This window comes from Rhizobium sp. C104, assembly GCF_022354505.1.
GTDB lineage: Bacteria > Pseudomonadota > Alphaproteobacteria > Rhizobiales > Rhizobiaceae > Rhizobium > Rhizobium redzepovicii.
Genome location: NZ_CP092352.1, coordinates 417,785 through 435,592, shown reverse-complemented (window position 1 = coordinate 435,592; position 17,808 = coordinate 417,785). Strand labels below are relative to the sequence as shown.

The 17,808-nt window shown below is 56.3% G+C and carries 18 protein-coding genes and 3 pseudogenes; 11 read left to right on the top strand and 10 right to left on the bottom strand.

The annotated features are described in order from the left end of the window. Positions 1-115: 115 nt before the first annotated feature. From MF410_RS30140 to MF410_RS30120, 5 genes are read right to left on the bottom strand one after another with little or no spacing between them, the layout of a single operon-like run. On the bottom strand, positions 116-583 hold the full coding sequence (locus MF410_RS30140) for a TspO/MBR family protein (RefSeq protein WP_097624219.1): 468 nt from the start codon (positions 581-583) through the stop codon (positions 116-118). 55 nt (positions 584-638) lie between these two features. Next, positions 639-1,169, bottom strand: a complete 531-nt coding sequence (locus MF410_RS30135; protein WP_097624218.1) for a lipocalin family protein — start codon at positions 1,167-1,169, stop codon at positions 639-641. Beyond that, positions 1,166-1,735: a hypothetical protein gene (locus MF410_RS30130; RefSeq protein WP_097624217.1), complete on the bottom strand. Its 570-nt coding sequence runs from the start codon at positions 1,733-1,735 to the stop codon at positions 1,166-1,168. Before MF410_RS30130 ends, MF410_RS30135 begins: the two co-directional genes overlap by 4 nt. Beyond that, complete coding sequence (locus MF410_RS30125; RefSeq protein WP_097624216.1) at positions 1,732-2,760, bottom strand: cyclopropane-fatty-acyl-phospholipid synthase family protein; 1,029 nt, start codon at positions 2,758-2,760, stop codon at positions 1,732-1,734. Before MF410_RS30125 ends, MF410_RS30130 begins: the two co-directional genes overlap by 4 nt. Beyond that, entirely contained in the window at positions 2,757-3,569 is an 813-nt protein-coding gene (locus tag MF410_RS30120) for a DUF1295 domain-containing protein (protein ID WP_097624215.1), read from the bottom strand. The genes MF410_RS30125 and MF410_RS30120 overlap by 4 nt, the downstream gene beginning before the upstream one ends. A gap of 165 nt (positions 3,570-3,734) precedes the next feature. On the opposite strand from MF410_RS30120, the pseudogene MF410_RS30115 reads away from it, so the two are divergent. The 7 genes and pseudogenes from MF410_RS30115 (at position 3,735) to MF410_RS30085 (ending at position 9,423) form a co-directional block, all read left to right on the top strand. Next, positions 3,735-5,122, top strand: a pseudogene (locus MF410_RS30115) (NAD(P)/FAD-dependent oxidoreductase). An 81-nt stretch (positions 5,123-5,203) separates the two neighbouring features. Beyond that, a complete protein-coding gene (locus tag MF410_RS30110) occupies positions 5,204-6,436 on the top strand; it encodes a cyclopropane-fatty-acyl-phospholipid synthase family protein (RefSeq protein WP_097624213.1) in 1,233 nt (410 codons plus the stop codon). Between the two features lie 25 nt (positions 6,437-6,461). Next, positions 6,462-6,833: a DUF2147 domain-containing protein gene (locus MF410_RS30105; RefSeq protein WP_239620741.1), complete on the top strand. Its 372-nt coding sequence runs from the start codon at positions 6,462-6,464 to the stop codon at positions 6,831-6,833. Between the two features lie 27 nt (positions 6,834-6,860). Next, a complete protein-coding gene (locus MF410_RS30100; protein WP_097624211.1) occupies positions 6,861-7,280 on the top strand; it encodes a DUF2177 family protein in 420 nt (139 codons plus the stop codon). 339 nt (positions 7,281-7,619) lie between these two features. Continuing rightward, the gene (locus MF410_RS30095; RefSeq protein ID WP_239620738.1) at positions 7,620-8,066 is read left to right on the top strand and encodes a sigma-70 family RNA polymerase sigma factor; all 447 of its coding nucleotides are present in this window, start codon (positions 7,620-7,622) and stop codon (positions 8,064-8,066) included. Then, a complete protein-coding gene (locus MF410_RS30090; protein WP_097624209.1) occupies positions 8,063-8,716 on the top strand; it encodes a ChrR family anti-sigma-E factor in 654 nt (217 codons plus the stop codon). Before MF410_RS30095 ends, MF410_RS30090 begins: the two co-directional genes overlap by 4 nt. A 193-nt stretch (positions 8,717-8,909) precedes the next feature. After that, positions 8,910-9,423 (top strand): annotated as a pseudogene (locus MF410_RS30085) (fasciclin domain-containing protein). Positions 9,424-9,686: 263 nt separating this feature from the next. On the opposite strand, the gene istB reads toward MF410_RS30085, so the two are convergent. Together istB and istA are read right to left on the bottom strand one after the other, a co-directional pair. Then, entirely contained in the window at positions 9,687-10,499 is an 813-nt protein-coding gene (istB, locus tag MF410_RS30080) for an IS21-like element helper ATPase IstB (protein ID WP_239620351.1), read from the bottom strand. Next, a complete protein-coding gene (gene istA, locus MF410_RS30075) occupies positions 10,489-12,015 on the bottom strand; it encodes an IS21 family transposase (protein ID WP_130713392.1) in 1,527 nt (508 codons plus the stop codon). The genes istB and istA overlap by 11 nt, the downstream gene beginning before the upstream one ends. 196 nt (positions 12,016-12,211) lie before the next feature. Between istA and MF410_RS30070 the strand changes: the two genes are divergently transcribed. The 4 genes from MF410_RS30070 to MF410_RS30055 all read left to right on the top strand — a co-directional run bounded on the left by MF410_RS30070 (position 12,212) and on the right by MF410_RS30055 (position 13,644). Continuing rightward, the gene (locus MF410_RS30070; RefSeq protein ID WP_062578764.1) at positions 12,212-12,520 is read left to right on the top strand and encodes a type II toxin-antitoxin system RelB/DinJ family antitoxin; all 309 of its coding nucleotides are present in this window, start codon (positions 12,212-12,214) and stop codon (positions 12,518-12,520) included. Continuing rightward, the gene (locus MF410_RS30065; protein WP_097536147.1) at positions 12,517-12,810 is read left to right on the top strand and encodes a type II toxin-antitoxin system RelE/ParE family toxin; all 294 of its coding nucleotides are present in this window, start codon (positions 12,517-12,519) and stop codon (positions 12,808-12,810) included. The genes MF410_RS30070 and MF410_RS30065 overlap by 4 nt, the downstream gene beginning before the upstream one ends. Before the next feature lie 163 nt (positions 12,811-12,973). Further along, positions 12,974-13,228, top strand: a complete 255-nt coding sequence (locus MF410_RS30060) for a plasmid stabilization protein (RefSeq protein ID WP_003550301.1) — start codon at positions 12,974-12,976, stop codon at positions 13,226-13,228. Further along, the gene (locus MF410_RS30055) at positions 13,225-13,644 is read left to right on the top strand and encodes a type II toxin-antitoxin system VapC family toxin (protein ID WP_097629453.1); all 420 of its coding nucleotides are present in this window, start codon (positions 13,225-13,227) and stop codon (positions 13,642-13,644) included. The genes MF410_RS30060 and MF410_RS30055 overlap by 4 nt, the downstream gene beginning before the upstream one ends. Positions 13,645-13,741: 97 nt before the next feature. Here MF410_RS30055 and MF410_RS30050 read toward each other — a convergent pair. The 3 genes and pseudogenes from MF410_RS30050 to MF410_RS30040 form a co-directional block, all read right to left on the bottom strand. Then, positions 13,742-15,737: pseudogene (locus MF410_RS30050) on the bottom strand (glycosyltransferase). Further along, complete coding sequence (locus MF410_RS30045) at positions 15,719-16,951, bottom strand: HlyD family efflux transporter periplasmic adaptor subunit (RefSeq protein ID WP_131710562.1); 1,233 nt, start codon at positions 16,949-16,951, stop codon at positions 15,719-15,721. The pseudogene MF410_RS30050 and the gene MF410_RS30045 overlap by 19 nt, the downstream one beginning before the upstream one ends. Positions 16,952-17,259: 308 nt before the next feature. After that, positions 17,260-17,460: a hypothetical protein gene (locus MF410_RS30040; RefSeq protein WP_003591985.1), complete on the bottom strand. Its 201-nt coding sequence runs from the start codon at positions 17,458-17,460 to the stop codon at positions 17,260-17,262. Positions 17,461-17,808 lie beyond the last annotated feature (348 nt).

Here is a 17,808-nt window from a genome sequence, read left to right as displayed (position 1 = left end):
TAGCATAGTGGATGCGGGGTCGTCCTACGCTGAAGGCCGTGTTGCGAGCCACATCAGTCACCGTAGGGACTACGAATACCTTACGCGCTTCTGGTGTTGTGATGTTTTATGCAGATCATCCGTTAAGCCAAAGCAGGGACGCATTGAGAAGAGAAGCAAATCCGACCCATAAGGCGTAGGGGACAAAGCACAGGCGCGCTGTGAGGTCTGTGGACACAGCGATGAACGAAACGATCAACGCCAGCAAACACAGGACAACGACAAGGCCTAACAACATCGCGTGGGCACCGAAAAACAGCGGTGTCCACAGCCAATTGAGCACCATCTGTCCAGCCCAGATCAAACCGCTCGGCTGCTTGAATCCGCTGGTCACCCATGTTCGCCATGCAGCCACGGCGATAAGAACATAAAGGATTGTCCAGGCCGGAGCGAAAACCCAGTTCGGAGGATTGAAGAATGGTTTATTCAGCGAACCGTACCATTCTCCAGGCCTGATTTTGAACCCGATCAGGAGCCCGACTCCAAGGACCAGCAAAAGGAAAAAAGCGAGTACCGTCGGGCTGCCGAAAGATCTGGACGTCATGTTTTCCATTTTCCTTGAACTTTAATGAGCTCACACGCCCCATCGCCACCAATGCTTATTGCGCCGGGAACTCAAGCCGGCGCACGTCGTAACCCAGCTCGCTTGCCTTTCTGACCATGCGTTGAAGTTTACTTTTGGACGGTACCGTCCGTGCGTAAATCCAAAGGTCGGTCATCGAGGGGTTGGCACTGATAAACCACGATTTGTCCGGGGATTTGTACAAGACCCAGTAATTGAACGTGATGAACCAGGGATAGCGGACGCGCATTTTCGCGTTCGTCGTTCCATAATCGGTGATGGTGCCGACGCCCTTGACGGTCTTCAGTCGGCCTTTTGGCGTATCCACCTTGCAACCATCCTCGACGAGGATCTCGTTACGCGATGGGCCGGGCCTATACGTCGAGTAGCCCGCGACGCAGCCGTCGGTCAGATACATCGGTCTCCTGCCGATCTCGAGCCAGGTGCCGCGATAATGATCAGGTCCGACCTTTACCACATTGGGTTCGGCCTGTGCCAGGCTCGTTGCCGACACAATGACGGCCAGCGCCAGCATCAGCGGCCGGATCTTACGAAGATGATTTTTCATTGAGACCTCCCTGGACTGTTACTCTGAGTTTCCGATGTTGATTGTTGACGCCGAATTCCCGCGTATCGGAGCGCGACAAAGGTCGTCAGGCTGGCGACCGCGAACGCGTTGAGATTTAAGAGTGTAGCCAAGTCGCTTTCGCTCCACACATGCAGCGGCGCACCTACAAATGATCGTGAAGCGACAAAAACGACGAATACAAAGGCAGCCATTCCCCGCTGCCACCATGTCTCCTCGGCACGGAATGACATCGCAGCCAACATGGTGCAGGCCGCAAAAAACAATTCTGTCCCGGAGTTTTGCCCGAATAGTTTCGTCTCGAACAATGTATCGAGTGTTCCAATGAGGGGTAGCGCAATTCTTGCAGCGAGCGGCGACCGCTTGGCCAGAAAAGGGATTGTCAGGAGAAGAGGAGCGGCTGCCAATGTCCAGAGCGACGCATATACGCCATCGCCGACAAGGTACCACACGTAGACCGGATAGAAGGGCTTATTTGCGATGATCACCCACGCAACGGTGACAGTCGCCTCGGTTAGCGGGTCCAGCCGTTGGTCGACAGCTCTCATCGCATCGGTGCCATCAGATAGTGGCCGACGCCCCATACGTCGCCAGCGCCATGGCCGAACAGCCCCGCCGTCGAGAGAAAGAACAGCCGCCAACGACGCTGCCAGAGTGCGGCGTCGGCACCGTATACCCCAGTAAAAGTCGGGCGGATTTGTTCGACGCGTCGATCGAAATTGGCAAGCCAGTCGAGCGCGGTGCGGCGATAATGCATGCCAGACCAACGCCATTCCGCTTCGACCTGGAAGAGATTGCCAAACCTGTGAGGCAGATCGTGAGCCGGCATGATCCCACCCGTGAAGAAATGTTGTGCGATCCAGTCGGCAGGATCGGCGCGGTCAAACCGATAGGATCTGTTTTTGTGGGTGAAGACGTGGAGGAAAAGCTTGCCGTCTGGCTTGGTCCAGCCCCAGATACGATGGAGCAGAGCGCGCCAGTTCGACATATGCTCGAACATCTCCACCGAAACCACGCGGTCGAACCGCTGGCCGGTCTCAAACTCGTTCATATCAGCGGTGATGACGTCGAGATTGCTTAGGCCATGCGTGTTTGCGAAGCCGAGAATATGTGAGCGCTGCGACGCGGAATTCGATACCGAGAGGATCCGTGCGTTTGGGAATTTCTGTGCAAGGTAGAGTGAAAGCGAACCCCAGCCGCAACCAAGCTCAAGAATTCTCATGCCGTCTTCGATTTCGGCATGCCTGACCGTCTCGGCAAGCGCCAACGTTTCCGCCTCAGCAAGAGAGATCGTGGCATCGGGATATAGACAACAGGAGTACTTCCGCTGCGGTCCAAGAACCTGTGCGAAGAATTCCGCCGGCACCTCGTAATGCTGACGGTTGGCTTCGACCGTATGAATGGCGACAGGAAACTGATCCATAGCATCCACGAAAGCCTGTTCCGCTTCGTCGGTCTCCGAAATCAACCGCCGTTTCATTCGGCTGCACAGCAAATCGATGGCGGCAAGCGATATCCTGTCTGGCATGGGCGCACGTTCGGCGGTGTTGATGGCAAAGGCCAGCATATTCATTGAACGTCTCCATTGGGATTGAACGAAGATTTACGGCGCGGGCCGGGGAAGAAGGCATTGACGCGCTGTTGCAGGGAAAGGAACTTGGCGCCGCGAGTGCGCAGCATGTAGTCTTCCAGTGGCGGAATACCGGAGACGTGGACGAGCAGCCAATACATCATTATCGGGGCCAGGAGCGAAAGCCAGCTCCATATAGGCCCGGCAAGCGCAAACAGCGGAAAGCAGCACCAAAACAGCCATTCAAAGAAATAGTTCGGATGGCGGGAATAACGCCACAGACCCACCTCGCAAACTCCTGTTCTTACGCCGGGTGACTTCCGAAATCGTGCCAATTGGGCATCCGACGCTGCTTCGCCGCCCAAGGCAATCAACCCGACCACAAGTGCAAGGAAGTCGAGAGGGCGTAAGAGATATCCGTCATTGGCCGACGCCAGATAAACGGCCAATACGAGGACGAAGGCGGCGACGGCCTGCACCTGCAGGAATACAAACAGCCGCCTCGGCGCGCTATTGCCCCACTCTTCGATGAATTTCGCGTAGCGGGGATCCTCTTTCGCGCCTCTTGTGCGCAGCCCGATGTGGCTGGCGAGCCTCAGCGACCAGATTGCCACGAGGATCAGCACGAGGGAGCGACGACTGAAGCTACCGTCTGCGAAAATTGCCGCTGCTATGCCGCCGGCTCCCACAGTCAAGGACCAGATCGTATCTATCCAGCCGCTGAGGCCAGTCGCGCGCTGTATGGCCCAGGCGCCAGCCATCACCACGGAGAGCCCGATCGCAATGATGACCAAGAGATAGACGTCCATCATATTCCCAACAAATATCTGTTTTGCGAAGGCCTCTACGCCGGGTTCGGCAAGTCGGTTTGCGGATTACGGCCAGAAACGCGAAAAAAACCTGCACGTGAGAAAACCGCAGCGAATTTCATCCGTAGAGATTGTCAATTCATGCCTTAGAATGACGAGAGAGCGTTTATGGAATTTGGACCTCGCAGCGCCGGTTCGCGCCGCCTTAAAGTTGGAATTATTGGTAGCGGTATCTCAGGTCTTTCCGCCGCTTGGCTTCTCGCAAAACATCATGACGTGACCGTATTCGAAGCTGCGGGTCGGATTGGCGGTCACAGCAATACTGTAACGTTTACGGCAGAGAGCGGCGAGGTTGCGGTCGATACAGGCTTCATCGTCTACAACGAAGTGACCTATCCCAATCTCACCGCAATGTTCGACACACTCGATGTCCCGACGGCTGCATCCAATATGTCCTTCGCCGTATCCCTCAACGAAGGAGAATTCGAATACTCCGGCGGCACAGGACTTGGCCTATTCGCCCAGTGGTCAAACGTCGCAAGCTCCCGCTTCTGGTCGATGATGCGCGATCTCCTGCGTTTCTACCGCAATGCGCCGCGCGATCTCGCGATGATGGGCGGCATTTCTCTTGACGACTATCTCTCTGAAACGATTACGGTCGTGCGTTTCGCGAGGATCATCTTTATCCGATGGCCGCAGCGATATGGTCGACGCCGGCAATCCAGGTCGGTGCCTATCCTGCCGCCAGCTTCGTCAAATTCTGCTGTAATCACGGACTTCTCGCTCTCTGGAATAGACCAGCGTGGCGCACCGTCAAGGGCGGCAGTCGGGAATACGTGGCGCGGATCACCGCTAGTCTCCCTGACCGGGTACGGCTTTCGACTCCTGTCAGAGAGATCCGCCGTCTCAGCGATCACGTCGAGGTCCGCGATTCATTCAACAAACGATATACGTTCGATGACGTTGTCGTTGCGACGCACGCGGACCAGGCGCTTCGGATGTTGGCCGATCCGAGTGAAGAGGAGCGAAGGATACTTGGAAGCTTCCGCTACTCGCGGAACGAAGCGGTTCTGCATGGCGATACCGGCTTTATGCCAAAGCGCGCTGCAGCCTGGTCAAGCTGGAATTACGTCGCAGGCAACAGGGGTTCCTATCCGCAGGATCATACGCAGCCTTCGATCACATACTGGATGAACAGGCTGCAGCCGCTTGGTTCTGCACCGCCCACCTTCGTCACGCTCAATCCGAGCCGTCCGCCACGTGCCGAGACGATCATCGCCACAGAGACTTATGAGCATCCGGTTTTCGATCTCGAGACAGACCGCGCCCAGCGCGCAATCTGGTCGCTTCAGGGCTCACGCAAGACATGGTTTTGCGGCGCGTACTTCGGCTCCGGTTTCCATGAGGACGGCATTCAGGCGGGGCTAGCGGTTGCTGAAGATCTCGGCGGTGTGCGACGCCCGTGGAAAGTCAGTGATGAAAGCGGGCGCATTATTCGCGTCCCATCGATGCGATCTTCCGACCTGCTGCCTGCTGATCGGGAAGTGCTTGCATGAGGATCACAAGCAGGACGTCATGGCCTCGCCATTTAGGCTGGTATGTCTCTTGCCGTTCAAACACTAACGAGGCAAGACCCCATGGCGCAGTTTAACGAAGCTACCAACTCACCGATCGCAGGTCCTGGTGAGCAGACGAGGGTTGGCGTTGGTGGGCTTATATTCGGACGGTTGATTAAGAACCTTCAGCACGGTCAGATGACTGTCGTCCTGCCGAATGGGGAAACCGTTACAAAGCGAGGCACTGAAATCGGACCCGAAGCGACGGTTGTCATTCGCCGATGGGATGCGCTTCGCAGGCTTGTGGTGTCTGGTGATCTCGGAGCGGCGGAAGGATATATCCACGGAGATTGGACAACACCGGATCTAACGGCGCTTATACGCTCGGTCGCCGTAAACGCCGATTTGCTGGAGCCAGCTCTGTCCGGAACTCGGATAGCAAGACTGGCTGGCCGCCTTCGTCATATCCTCAACGCTAACACCAAGCGCGGCAGCCGCCGCAATATTGTGGCGCATTACGATCTGGGCAACGAATTTTATGAGCAATGGCTTGATGGCTCGATGCTGTATTCCTCGGCCGTCTTCGAGAATTCCACGCAGACACTTGAAGCGGCGCAGCAAAATCGGCTCCAGCTCATCCGCGACAAGCTGGACGTATCGGATGGGCAACGCATTCTCGAGGTCGGTTGCGGATGGGGCGCTCTGGCGCTCGACCTCGCCACGCATTCAAATGCACATGTGATGGGTATAACCCTGTCGCCTTCCCAACTCGATTGGGCAGACCGCGTCATAGTGGCGGCCGAGAAAACAAGCCAGATCGAACTGAGGCTTCAAGACTACCGTGATGTTTACGGTAAGTTTGATCGTATTGTTTCTATCGAAATGTTCGAAGCGGTCGGTGAAGCCTATTGGCCGGATTACTTCGCGATGGTCAAGCGGTGCATGACATCAGGCGGGCGAACCTTGATGCAGGTCATTTCGATCGAAGAGAGCCGGTTCGACGCCTATCGGGGTAGCACCGATTTCATTCAGAGATACATCTTTCCCGGCGGATTTCTGCCTTCCGACGAGGCGCTGCGAAGCGCGGTCGAACGCGCCGGGCTTAAACTGACCGAAGTCGCGCACTTCGGCAAATCCTACGCCCGCACCCTTCGGGAATGGCGAAGACGGTTTGACGCGAATTGGCCGGCTATCGCTAGTTTGGGCTTCGACGAAACGTTCAAGCGAATGTGGCACTACTATCTTTGTTACTGCGAGGCAGGGTTTGAGGAGGATAGTATCAATGTCGGACTTTACACGATCGAGCATGCCTAAGACGGCGGTCTTCGGCAGGAACAGAATGAAATCGTTTGCGTGGGCAATCCCCGTTATCGTTGTTGGAGCTGCATTCCCGGCTGAAGCCTCCGACATAAACGGCAACTGGGCCCGTGGAGACGGAAATGCGCATGTGCGGATTGCGCCGTGCGGCGCCGATATCTGTGCGGTCAACACATGGATAAAGCCCGGTACGCCGAAGGAGAAGGAAGGCGACAAATTGGTGATGTCCATCAAGGAAGACGCTGAGGGCAGCTACTCTGGCACCGCTTTCGATCCGCAACGCGACCTGAGCTACAAGCTCACCGTGAAAATCGACGGCGACAGGATGACCACGAAAGGCTGTGTTATCGCCGGTCTGATTTGCAAGGGCGTGGACTGGACGCGCATGAACTGAGCCCGAAAATCCATCTGGGAGCCCCGTATGAAAACTTACCTGACAGCCTATACTGCAACACTGATCGCTCTCGTGGCAATCGATTTTGTCTGGCTGAGCACCATGGCCGACCGTCTCTATCGACCGACCTTAGGAGACATGCTGGCGCCGCAGTTCCGATTGGTGCCGGCAGTGGCATTCTATCTGATCTATGCTGCCGGGCTGACCTTCCTCGCTGTCAGGACAGGGTTGATGTCAGGATCGATAGCAACAGCAGTGATCTATGGCGCTGCCGTTGGTTTCATGGCTTATGCCACCTATGACCTGACCAATCAGTCCACCCTAAAAAACTGGTCGACCGTCTTGACGGTTGCCGACCTTATCTGGGGAACCGTCCTGTCGGCGGCAGCGTCAGGCGTCGGGTTTTGGGTCACGCAGCGGATCTTTGGCGCTGTTGCGCGCCCTTGACGCCTGAAGGCGACATCGGCCGACAGGCGCTATCGGGGTCCGAGCAAAAGACCTCGAGGCAAATTTTGGAGTTGATTTTTGATCCAGTAGTAGGCTGATGCGTAGGTTATGCCATGAATATGGAAATGCCGCTTCGAACCGGATTACTTCGAGATACATGCGCCAAGGCGAAAGTGTGGCCGACGTCGTCGTCGGGCGGGGCGCGAAAGGTCGGTCAATTGGAGGAAGAACCCGTCAGCTTAGATGCCGAACGGATCAAGGCGCTGATGTCCGCGGTCGCAGATTCGCGCGATATCGGCGCGTTCGAACTCCTCTATCGGCACCCGCGTGCGCTCTTACATGGTGAAGATGACGAGAGGAAACCGGATACTAGCAGAGGAGCTGGCGCAGGAGACGATGATGCGCGTGTGGCACAAGGCGGCATTGTTCGACCCGTCCAAGGCGCAGGCGTCAACCTGGATATTCACGATCGCCAGAAATCAGATGATAGACTCGGTTCGCAGAGCTTTAAGACCTGACTTCGATCCCAACGATCCGGCGTTCGTGCCAGATGAGTTCGTGGCCGCCGACCTGCTAATCGAGCGAAAGCAAAGCGCTGCAGCGCTGGGCCGGGCAATGACGGCTCTGAAGGGCAGATATGCGGAAGTGCTGCGCATGTCGTTCTTCGAGGGTCTCACCCATTCGACGATCGCGGAAAACCTAAACCTCCCAATTGGTACGGTGAAATCAAGGATACGACTTGCATGCGAGAAACTGCGCACAGCGCTTCAGGACGAAGCCAAATGATCGAACATCATCTGGATGACGACATGCTCCAGCAATATGCGGCCGGGACCCTGGCTGAAGGCTGGAGCGTTGCTGTGGCGTCTCATCTCGCCTTATGCCCGGCATGCAGATCCAAGCTGTCGGTCCTCGAAAGCGTTGGCGGTTATTTTATCGATAGTGAAACTGCTGATGAAACCGATGTCTCGCAAAGTTGGGCAAGCCTTAAAGCAAAAATCGATGCGGGCCAGATGGACAAGGTTGTGCCAATCAAGAAGCGGTCTGCTTCGGATCAGACATACCCGGAACCGCTGAGGACCTATATCGACGCAGCCGGCGGTCTGAAATGGCGTCAGCTTGGGCGCGGCGCTGCCCAAATGATGATACCGACCGGCGACGGAACAACGAAAGTGCGATTACTCAAGATTCCCGCCGGTCAACCGGTTCCGGAGCATTCCCATCGGGGCGTGGAATTAACGCTGGTGCTTGATGGGAGCTTCAGCGACGAGGTTTCGACATTTGCGCGAGGCGACGTCGAAATGGCAGACGACAGCTTGATGCATCAGCCGAAGGCTGATGCCGGCAAAGACTGTATTTGTCTTGCAGTGACCGAGGCGCCGCTCCGCTTCAAGAGCAGATTTTTGCGGTTGATACAGCCAATGCTCGGCATCTGACGGTCAGCATCATCGATCAACCATCGCACAGCTCAAGAGCGCCCGTGAATATTATCTCACCAGATCTTTCTTCAATTTTTGAACTGAAGCGGCCGTCATTCGTACAATCGATACCGAGCCAGGAGGCCGGCATTGAGAGGAGAGGATCACGAAGGAATTTCTGGTAGTTTCGGCCGTCGCGTTGGCGAGCATCATGACATGCAGCATGGCTGCCTATGCAGCCAACCCGAAGGTTGGTGGAGCCGCGATGTTCGAGGAAAAAAACATTGTCGAAAACGCCGCCAATTCGAAGGATCACACGACGCTCGTCGCTGCCGTCAAGGCTGCAGGTCTCGTTTCGACACTCGAAGGGAAGGGTCCGTTCACCGTGTTCGCTCCGACCAACGAAGCTTTCGATGCGCTTCCGAAAGGCACCGTCGAGACTTCTGCTCAAGCCTGAAAACAAAGATGAGCTCACCAAAATTCTGACTTGCCATGTGGTCGCCGCTGACGCGATGGCCAGCACCGTTGCCAAGATGAACAGGGACGATGGCGGCCAGCATGACATCAAGACCGTGGGTGGGTGCGTTTTGAAGGCCAAGGAAAACATGAGCAAGATCACGCTCACTGAAGAGGCAGGTGGCACGGCGACGGTGACGATCGCGGATGTGAAGCAGTCGAACGGTGTGATCCACGTGATCGATAAGGTACTTCTTCCCAAGATGTAACTGCAAGTGCCGGGCCGACTTATCGGCCCGGCATTGTCTCAATCTAAGTCACATCAACTGTTTCGTTGTATCCCGATCGTTCGAACGCCAGCCGAGTTTGACGCATAAATCTTCACCGGCAGCAACGCCACTGCGGGCACTTTCATAAGGTCCTTTGAGTATCGTGGTTTTCCCACGGAAAACAACGATTACTGTCTTTGACACCGGATTGTTGATTTCCACTGAGAGCTGACCCGGCGTTTCCACCGAGAAGTGACCCGCCTTTAGGTATCGTTTGTGTTGGTCGTGGTGGTCAAGTTCCTTCGTTTCTCCTTCGTTGTTTTGGGCTCATGAGCCGAGCTGTTCTTGAAGCGGAAGCTGTCGTTTCCGGTTTCCAGGATGTGGCAGTGGTGGGTAAGCCGGTCGAGCAGCGCGGTCGTCATCTTGGCGTCGCCGAACACGCTGGCCCATTCACTGAAGCTCAGGTTGGTGGTGATGATGACGCTGGTGCGCTCGTAGAGTTTGCTCAGCAGATGGAAGAGCAATGCACCGCCTGAGGCGCTGAACGGCAGGTATCCCAGCTCGTCGAGAATGACGAGATCGGAATGGACGAGTTGATTAGCGATCTGCCCAGACCGACCCTGCGCCTTCTCTTGCTCGAGAGCGTTGACCAGTTCGACCGTTGAGAAGAACCGGACCCGTTTATGGTGATGCTCGATGGCCTGGACGCCGATCGCGGTGGCAATGTGTGTCTTGCCCGTGCCGGGACCGCCGACCAGAACGATGTTGTTGGCGTCGTCGAGGAAGTCGCAGCGATGAAGCTGTTGCACGAGCGCCTCGTTGATCTCGCTGCTGGCGAAGTCGAAGCCGTTCAGATCACGGTAAGCCGGGAAGCGTGCGGTTTTGAGCTGATATGCGGTCGATCGGACCTCTCGTTCCGCAGTCTCCGCCTTGAGAAGCTGGGACAGGATCGGAATGGCAGCCTCAAACGCCGGCGATCCCTGCTCGGTCAGATCACCGACGGCGTGGGCCATGCCGTGCATCTTCAGTTGCCGTAGCATGATGACGATCGCGCCGCTTGCCGGATTATGACGCATGGCGAACCTCCGTCTTTCTCAAGGTATCGTATCGTTCGACATTGGCCTTGGGCTCATTGGTGAGCGTCAGTGCCTGAGGTGCGTCGAGGGTCGGCGGCGTGAAGGATTTGCCGTCGACCAGGCGATGCAGCAGGTTCAACACATGCGTCTTGGTCGGAACGCCGGACTTCAGCGCCATGTCGACGGCCGAGAGCACTGCCTGTTCGTCGTGCTGGAGAACAAGTGCCAGGATATCGACCATCTCGCGGTCGCCACCTGGCTTCTTGAGCAGATATTGTTGCAAGGTCCGGAATGCGTCTGGAAGCTCGGCGAACGGTGCGCCGTTGCGAAGAGCGCCGGGCTTTCGCTGCACCACCGCCAGATAATGCCGCCAGTCATAGATGGTCTGCCCCGGTCGATCATGGGAACGATCGATGACGCGACGGTGCTCGCAAACGATCTGACCTTCTGCCGCGACGACGACACGATCCGGGTAGACTCGAAGGCTCACCGGTCGATTGGCAAAGGATGCCGGAACGCTGTAGCGGTTGCGCTCCAGATGCACGAGGCAGGTTGGCGTGACCCGCTTCGTGTATTCGACAAACCCGTCGAACGGCCTGGAAACGGGCATCAAAGCTGGTGTTTCCTCTGCCCAGATGTCGGCGATGGTGCCACGCATCTGACCATGCGGGGTCTGTGCCCAGAACTCCTTGCAACGCTGCTCAAGCCAGTCATTCAGGGCTTCCAGTGATGGAAAGCGCGGGACCGGTTGGAAGAAGCGATGACGCGCATCCTGAACGTTCTTCTCGACCTGTCCTTTCTCCCAGCCGGAGGCCGGATTGCAGAACTCGGGCTCGAACACGTAGTGGCTGGCCATTGCCATGAAGCGGACGTTGACGTCGCGCTCCTTGCCACGGCCGACCTTGTCGATTGCAGTCTTCATATTGTCGTAGATGCCGCGGCCAGGAATGCCGCCGAAGACGCGGAACGCGTGATTATGGGCATCGAACAGCATCTCATGCGTCTGCAGGAGATAGGCTCGGACGATGAAAGCCCTGGAGTAGCTCAGCTTCGTATGCGCCACCTGCAGCTTGGTGCGCTCATTGCCGATGATCGCCCAGTCTTCCGACCAGTCGAACTGGAAGGCTTCACCAGGCTCGAACGCCAAGGGCACAAACGTGCCGCGGCCTGTCGTCTGCAATTCCCTCTGCCGATCATCACGCCATTCCCGAGCAAATGCCGCCACGCGATTGTAGGAGCCCTCGTAGCCGAGGCTGACCAGGTCAGCATGTAATTGCTTCATCGTCCGCTTCTGTTTGCGGCCCTTCTTGGATTCCGTCTTCAACCAAGCTGACAATCGATCCGCAAACTGGTCAAGCTTGCTCGGTCGCTCCGGGACGTTGAACTTCGGCTCCACGCCGCCGGCACGCAGGTATTTGCGGATGGTATTCCGGGACAGGCCGGTCCTGCGGCAAATCTCCCGGATCGATAGATGCTCTCGAAAATGCCAGCGTCGGATTACGCTCAGTAATGCCATGTCGATCACTCCAGAGCCCCCGCTGAAAACATGCGAGGGACGGTTGAAACATGGGTCAATTCTCAATGGAAATATCTGGCTGCGCCGGGTCAGCTCTCAGTGGAAATCAACAGCAACTAAAAGAAACGGCGGTCTAAAGCGCTATGGCATTTGTCATTCATTTGCATTATCATTCCACCGAAATGTGGAGATAGCTATGGCTGCAAATGCACTGGTACAAACTCGTATTGATGCCGAGGTTCGGGATCGTGCCTCAGCAGTGCTTGGAAATATGGGGCTTACGGTATCGGACGCGGTTCGGATCTTACTCACCCGGACGGCCAATGAGGGTGCGCTGCCGCTGGAGCTTCTTTCAGGCAGTGAGGCCCATGACGCTTGGTTTCGCACCAAGGTACTTGAAGCCCTGAACGATACTCGACCGGACGTTTCGGATGATGAAGTCGAGGCACATTTTGCTGAACGTCGAGCGGCAGCCCGCCTTAACGCGGGTGCTCGCAAATCGTGAAGCTTACCTGGTCGGCGTTCGCGCTATCGGATCGCGATGCCATCTTCACATACATTGAAGCAGAAAATCCCTCAGCCGCCATTCTGGTCGATGAACGGATCGTTGCTGCCGTCCGTCGGTTGGTAGATTTTCCCGCGAGCGGTCGTGTTGGCAGAATTGCTGGCACCCGCGAACTGGTAATTAACGGCACGCCGTACGTCGCGGCGTATGCAATTACCGAAACAGCGGTCCGCATTCTTCGCGTCCTTCATGGCGCGCAGGAATGGCCAGACTCTTTGCCAACGAGCTAGGCTTTGCTCTCGATGCTGAGAATCAAAGGGTTGTTGGTTCGAACTGTTTCAAGGCGAGGGAACTATGCAGATACGATTTCGTCCGCGCATCAATTTCCTTGAAACCTGGCGTCAGGGCGCATATATTGATATCAATGCCATCGTTTTAGCTAGATTGATATCAATGCCGGCTGTCACCATTCGCAATCTTTCTGATGAAACACATCGCGCACTGCGGGTGCGAGCGGCTCACCATGGCCGAAGCACAGAGGCCGAAATCCGGGACATTATCGAGGCCGCCGTTCGCCCATCTGAACGCGTGAAGCTCGGCTCTTTACTCGCGGCCATTGGTCGTGACGCTGAGCTTTCCAATAGCGACGTTGAAGCCCTGCAGCAAAATCGCGATAAGGCGCCCGCTGAACCCATGACTTTCGAATGATCTTGTTGGACACCAACGTGATATCGGAGCCATGGAAACCGGTTCCTGATGGAGCAGTGGTCGCTTGGTTGGACGCCCAAACCATCGAGACTCTCTTCCTTTCCGCAATAACAATTGCCGAACTTCGTTTCGGGATCGCCGCTATGCCCTCAGGCAAACGGCAAACTATCCTTCGCGATCGCCTGGAGGACGAAGTGCTTCCGCATTTTGCCGAACGCATCCTGCCTTTCGATTTTGCCGCCAGTCAATTCTACTCGGAACTGATGGCGCGCGCTCGAGTAGCCGGGAAGGCGATCAGCAAGGCGGATGGATATATTGCAGCCACTGCAGTAGCGAACGGCCTTGCCGTCGCAACTCGCGACACAAGCCCTTTTGAGGCCGCTGGGTTGAAAGTGATCAACCCCTGGATTCCATAAATATCATGTAATTTTAGGTGCCCTCGGTTCGACTCCACAAGGCGGTCAAGCGAGGCCAACGTCGTCAGAGATGCGGCGAACTCTCGCATGAGCCCGGCTACAAAGTGCGCGTTCGCCCGAATGACCGCAGCAACAGATTAAGGGAGACGGCAACCTTGTCGATGTCGCGAATGTCGCGGGAATATTGACCGGTATAGAGTTTGACAATCATGCTGTCACGCGCAGCGCCGCTGAGTTCGAAATACAGGTGCAGGTAATAGGCTTGCTTGTCGCCGCCGCGACTTATGCTGCTTCGTCGTTGAGTGACCTGTCCGAGTCTCCGCTTTGAACGGGGCGAAGCCGGGGAGTTTCAGCATGACCGATTTGGATTGAAATCGGGCCATGCTGGGGACCGCAACGACCGCTTTGTCCAGTGCCAGACTGACGATTTGGCCGGGGACGTCGTCGACGACAGCGGGTTCATCGAGCTTGAACGCATGAAACAAACGCCGGGGTTTCTCAAAGCAGATCAGCGACGCGATGAGCAGGACGACGATATTGATGCCTGACCACCACGCCGCGACCGGTGAAAACTGGCCTTGTACATGCGACGTTTCCGGTACGACGTTGACCAGAAGTCCAAGGACGGTGACCGTGATCATGATTGCGATCCAGGCGAAGCTGTAGCGGTCAAACTGGTTCGCCTCGTTGCCGCTGCCCTTTGGCGTCACCCTGAACGGCTTGCCAAATGGTCTCACCAGGCTGGAGACCACGGTCGGCAACATGCGGAATGTCGAAAAGGTCCCGACGGCGCTTGATATCACAGGCAGATAGCGCGTCGGCGTGATCCACAGCATCAGCAGAAAATAGGCCGCCAGCAGCGGCACCTGATGAGAGACATAATCGGCTATATCGGTGAAATAGAGCGGGAGCAGGCCGAACCAGAGATAGACGATCGGGACCAGCAATATCGTGAAGCGGACCAGATACTGCACCAGCCATGACGCCGGCAGGAACATGATCCGTTGAAAGAGCGTCAATCCCGGACCGCGCAGCGGGCCATTATAGAGGTAAAGGGTTTGAATACCCCCCTGACACCACCGTTCGCGCTGCACGAAATAACCGGTCAGGTTTTCGGCGGCCAGCCCCATCGATAGCCGCTCGTTCAGATAGCGCGTCTTGTAGCCTTTGTTGAGCATCGAAAGCGTTGTCAGCAGGTCTTCGGTGATCGACTCCGTCGGAAATCCGCCTATTGCGTCGACGGCCTCGCGGCGGGCAATCGAGCATGACCCGCAGCAGAAACTGACATCCCAGGCGTCTCGGCTGGGCGCGATCTCGTCGAAGAACAAGCGCTGCTCGTCCGGCCAGATATTCTCCAGACCAAGGTTTGATTGCACCGGATCGACATTGAAGAAGTGTTGCGGTGTTTGGACGATGCCGATGCTGTCATCTGAAAAGAAGGGCAGCGTCCGGCGAAGGAAATGCCGATAGGGCACAAAATCGGCGTCGAAGATCGCAATAAACTCGCCCGAGCTGACCTTCAGCCCGTTGTTCATGTTGCCTGCTTTGGCATGGCTGTTGTCACCGCGCGTGACGTGGATGACGTTCTTTTCTTCGCAATAGGCCTTCAGCCAATCCCGGCGTTGATCGTCAAGCACATACACATTCAATTTGTCGGCAGGATAATCCAGCGAGCGGGCGCCGATGATGGTTCGCTCGAGGACGTCGAGCGGCTCGTTATAGGTCGGAATGAAAACATCGACAGTCGGCAGCTCACGCTGCTCCCGCGCAAAGAAAACGCGTGCCAGCCTGTCCGCTTCCGCGCTGCGGTCGACGTAGCGGCTCATCAATACCAGAAAGAGGATGACTTCGACGCAGGCCAGAATCTCGACGATGAAGAGGATCCAGACCCAGTAGAAACTCGGACCGCCGTCGGGATAGGGAAGCACTGTCTCCGTCAAGCGCCAGAACATGTATCGCAATGCGAATGCACCGACAAACGCGCAGGTCACCACCCGTGTCCAGGTGTGACGGCGTGACCAATTGAACGGCCCCAGGAAAAAGAAGGCCATAACGAGAAAGGTCGGAACCAGCGCTAGAAGATACTGAACCACAGGCTTTTGACCCAGTTGGACACGTCGATGCCGTGTTTGGAAAACCGTACCTGCACTGTGCGCCCTACCTGGCAGGAGTTCGCAAAGTCATCGTTCATGAAGGATGGATCGAGGCGAACCCGAATGCGGGCGTTGCGTTGTGTCGACGGCGGCAAACTGGCGGCAAAGGAATCGGTCTCGACCGAAGCCGAGCTGCCTCTGACAGAAATGACAGTACCCTTGAAGACATCGCTGCGGCCGAACAAGCGCACCTGCGCAACAAGTTCCGGGTAGATCTCGTCATAGTTGACCTCGGGAACAAGGATATCCACAAACAGCTCTCGACAGTCGAGGAGGCGCATCAACTCGTCGTTCAGCACGACGTTGGAACCGTTGACGATACTCCTGGTCCAGACAACGCCGTCGAACGGCGCTATTGCGGTTGCGGATTCAAGGCTGCTGACGCGGTTCGCCTCTTTAACCAGCTGCTTTTGAACTTCGGTCGCTCGCGTCTCGTTTTCCGCAATGCGCGAGTTCAAGTCGTTGATGCGAACGACAACCTCGTCTTCACGCTGTCGCGAATAAGGCACGTCATTCTGTCCGTCGCCGAAGACAAAGATACCCTGGCGGACCGCATTGAGCCTTTGTTGCAATTGATCGACAGTCAGATTGCTGATTTCGACCTCGCCGCCGGTCGCAGCACCGGCCGCACGCGCAGCCTCAACCAGCTTCTGCGTCAGAATGCCTTTTGACTCGAGCTGCATCCGGCGGCTTAGATCGACCTGGGCGACCAGATCCTGAGCTTGCGACACCTCGACTTTCTTCCGCAGGATTTCGACCTCGCGTTCGAGATTGGCAATGGTGGTCTGCTTGTAGACTTCCAATCTGCCAGACAATTCCTCGCGAAGCGCGGAGAGCTCCTCGCGTTCCTTTTTAAGTGCCGCGACGCGGTCGAGCGCCGTGTTGCGATCTGCCTCGAGCGAGGCGAGGATTGCACGATTGACGCGCGTATTTCTAATTTCTGCGAGGGTTTGTCCCGCTTTGACCGGGCTGCCAACCTTGAGGGGTTCTTCCGCAATCGTGCCGTCGATTGGGGCATTAACGACAGCAAACCGCGCATTGACCGTGCCATCAAGGCTCGTAAAGCCGGTAATCGTCGGCAATGAAACGACGGTCACGAGTGTCAGCAGCAGCAGGCCGACAACGATGCGTGTGATGCGATGATTCCAGATCATGTTGGCATCCGAAGGTATCGCTTCTGCAGCCATCCGTCCCAATCGAGCTGGTCCGGATGCAACCCATTCTTGCATAATTTAGCGCATTGAAATTTTTAGACAAGTGATGGTCGCAAGCCTGCAGCAGAAACAGTTCGGCTCTGGACCAAATGCCGCCGGCATAGGCCTGGCATCGTGTCGATTGGCGCAGGGAATGGTCAAGCGATCTCAGGCGCGGCGACTGACGTGATTGGAAATCACTGCGCCGCGCCTGACAATGCTGCCACCTCATCAAGACAAAAACAGAATAATTCCACGCGATCGTTTTTCTAATTCGGTCGAAGTTTTTTGGTCGCGATCAGCATGACGAGATCTTCGGAGGCATCTGCGAGCTCCAATGCCAATTCCGCAGCCGACCATCCGTGTTTCTGCAAACTGACGAGCATCTCCACCATTGCGACTTCGACCTCTCGTCTGCAGCTCGAAATCGGCTTCAATTCGATTTGTTTCTCATCACATGCGGTCGTCATCTTAGCCTCCATTCTGCCAATGGGCAGCGTCACAAAATTCGCCAACGGGTGGATAGGGTAAGGGTTGCGTGCAAGCCTCGGCCTTATTACGCATCGACACAGACGGCCTCAGCCTGCGCGCAACCCCTTCGCCTCCTTATTTGCCGATGTCCGGCCTCAGGAGCGTCTCGCAAGAAGGTGAGCAGAGGAAACCCGCACGATTGGCGATAGGAGTTTTTCCTGGCGCCTGACAGTTATGCGAATAGGAATTGCTGTCGTAAGCCATTGCTCGCGCAAAGCGCGCACGAATATTGCCCCGATAGTTCACGACCTATCCTCCTCTGCTTGCATATTTTGTTGTGATTTAGT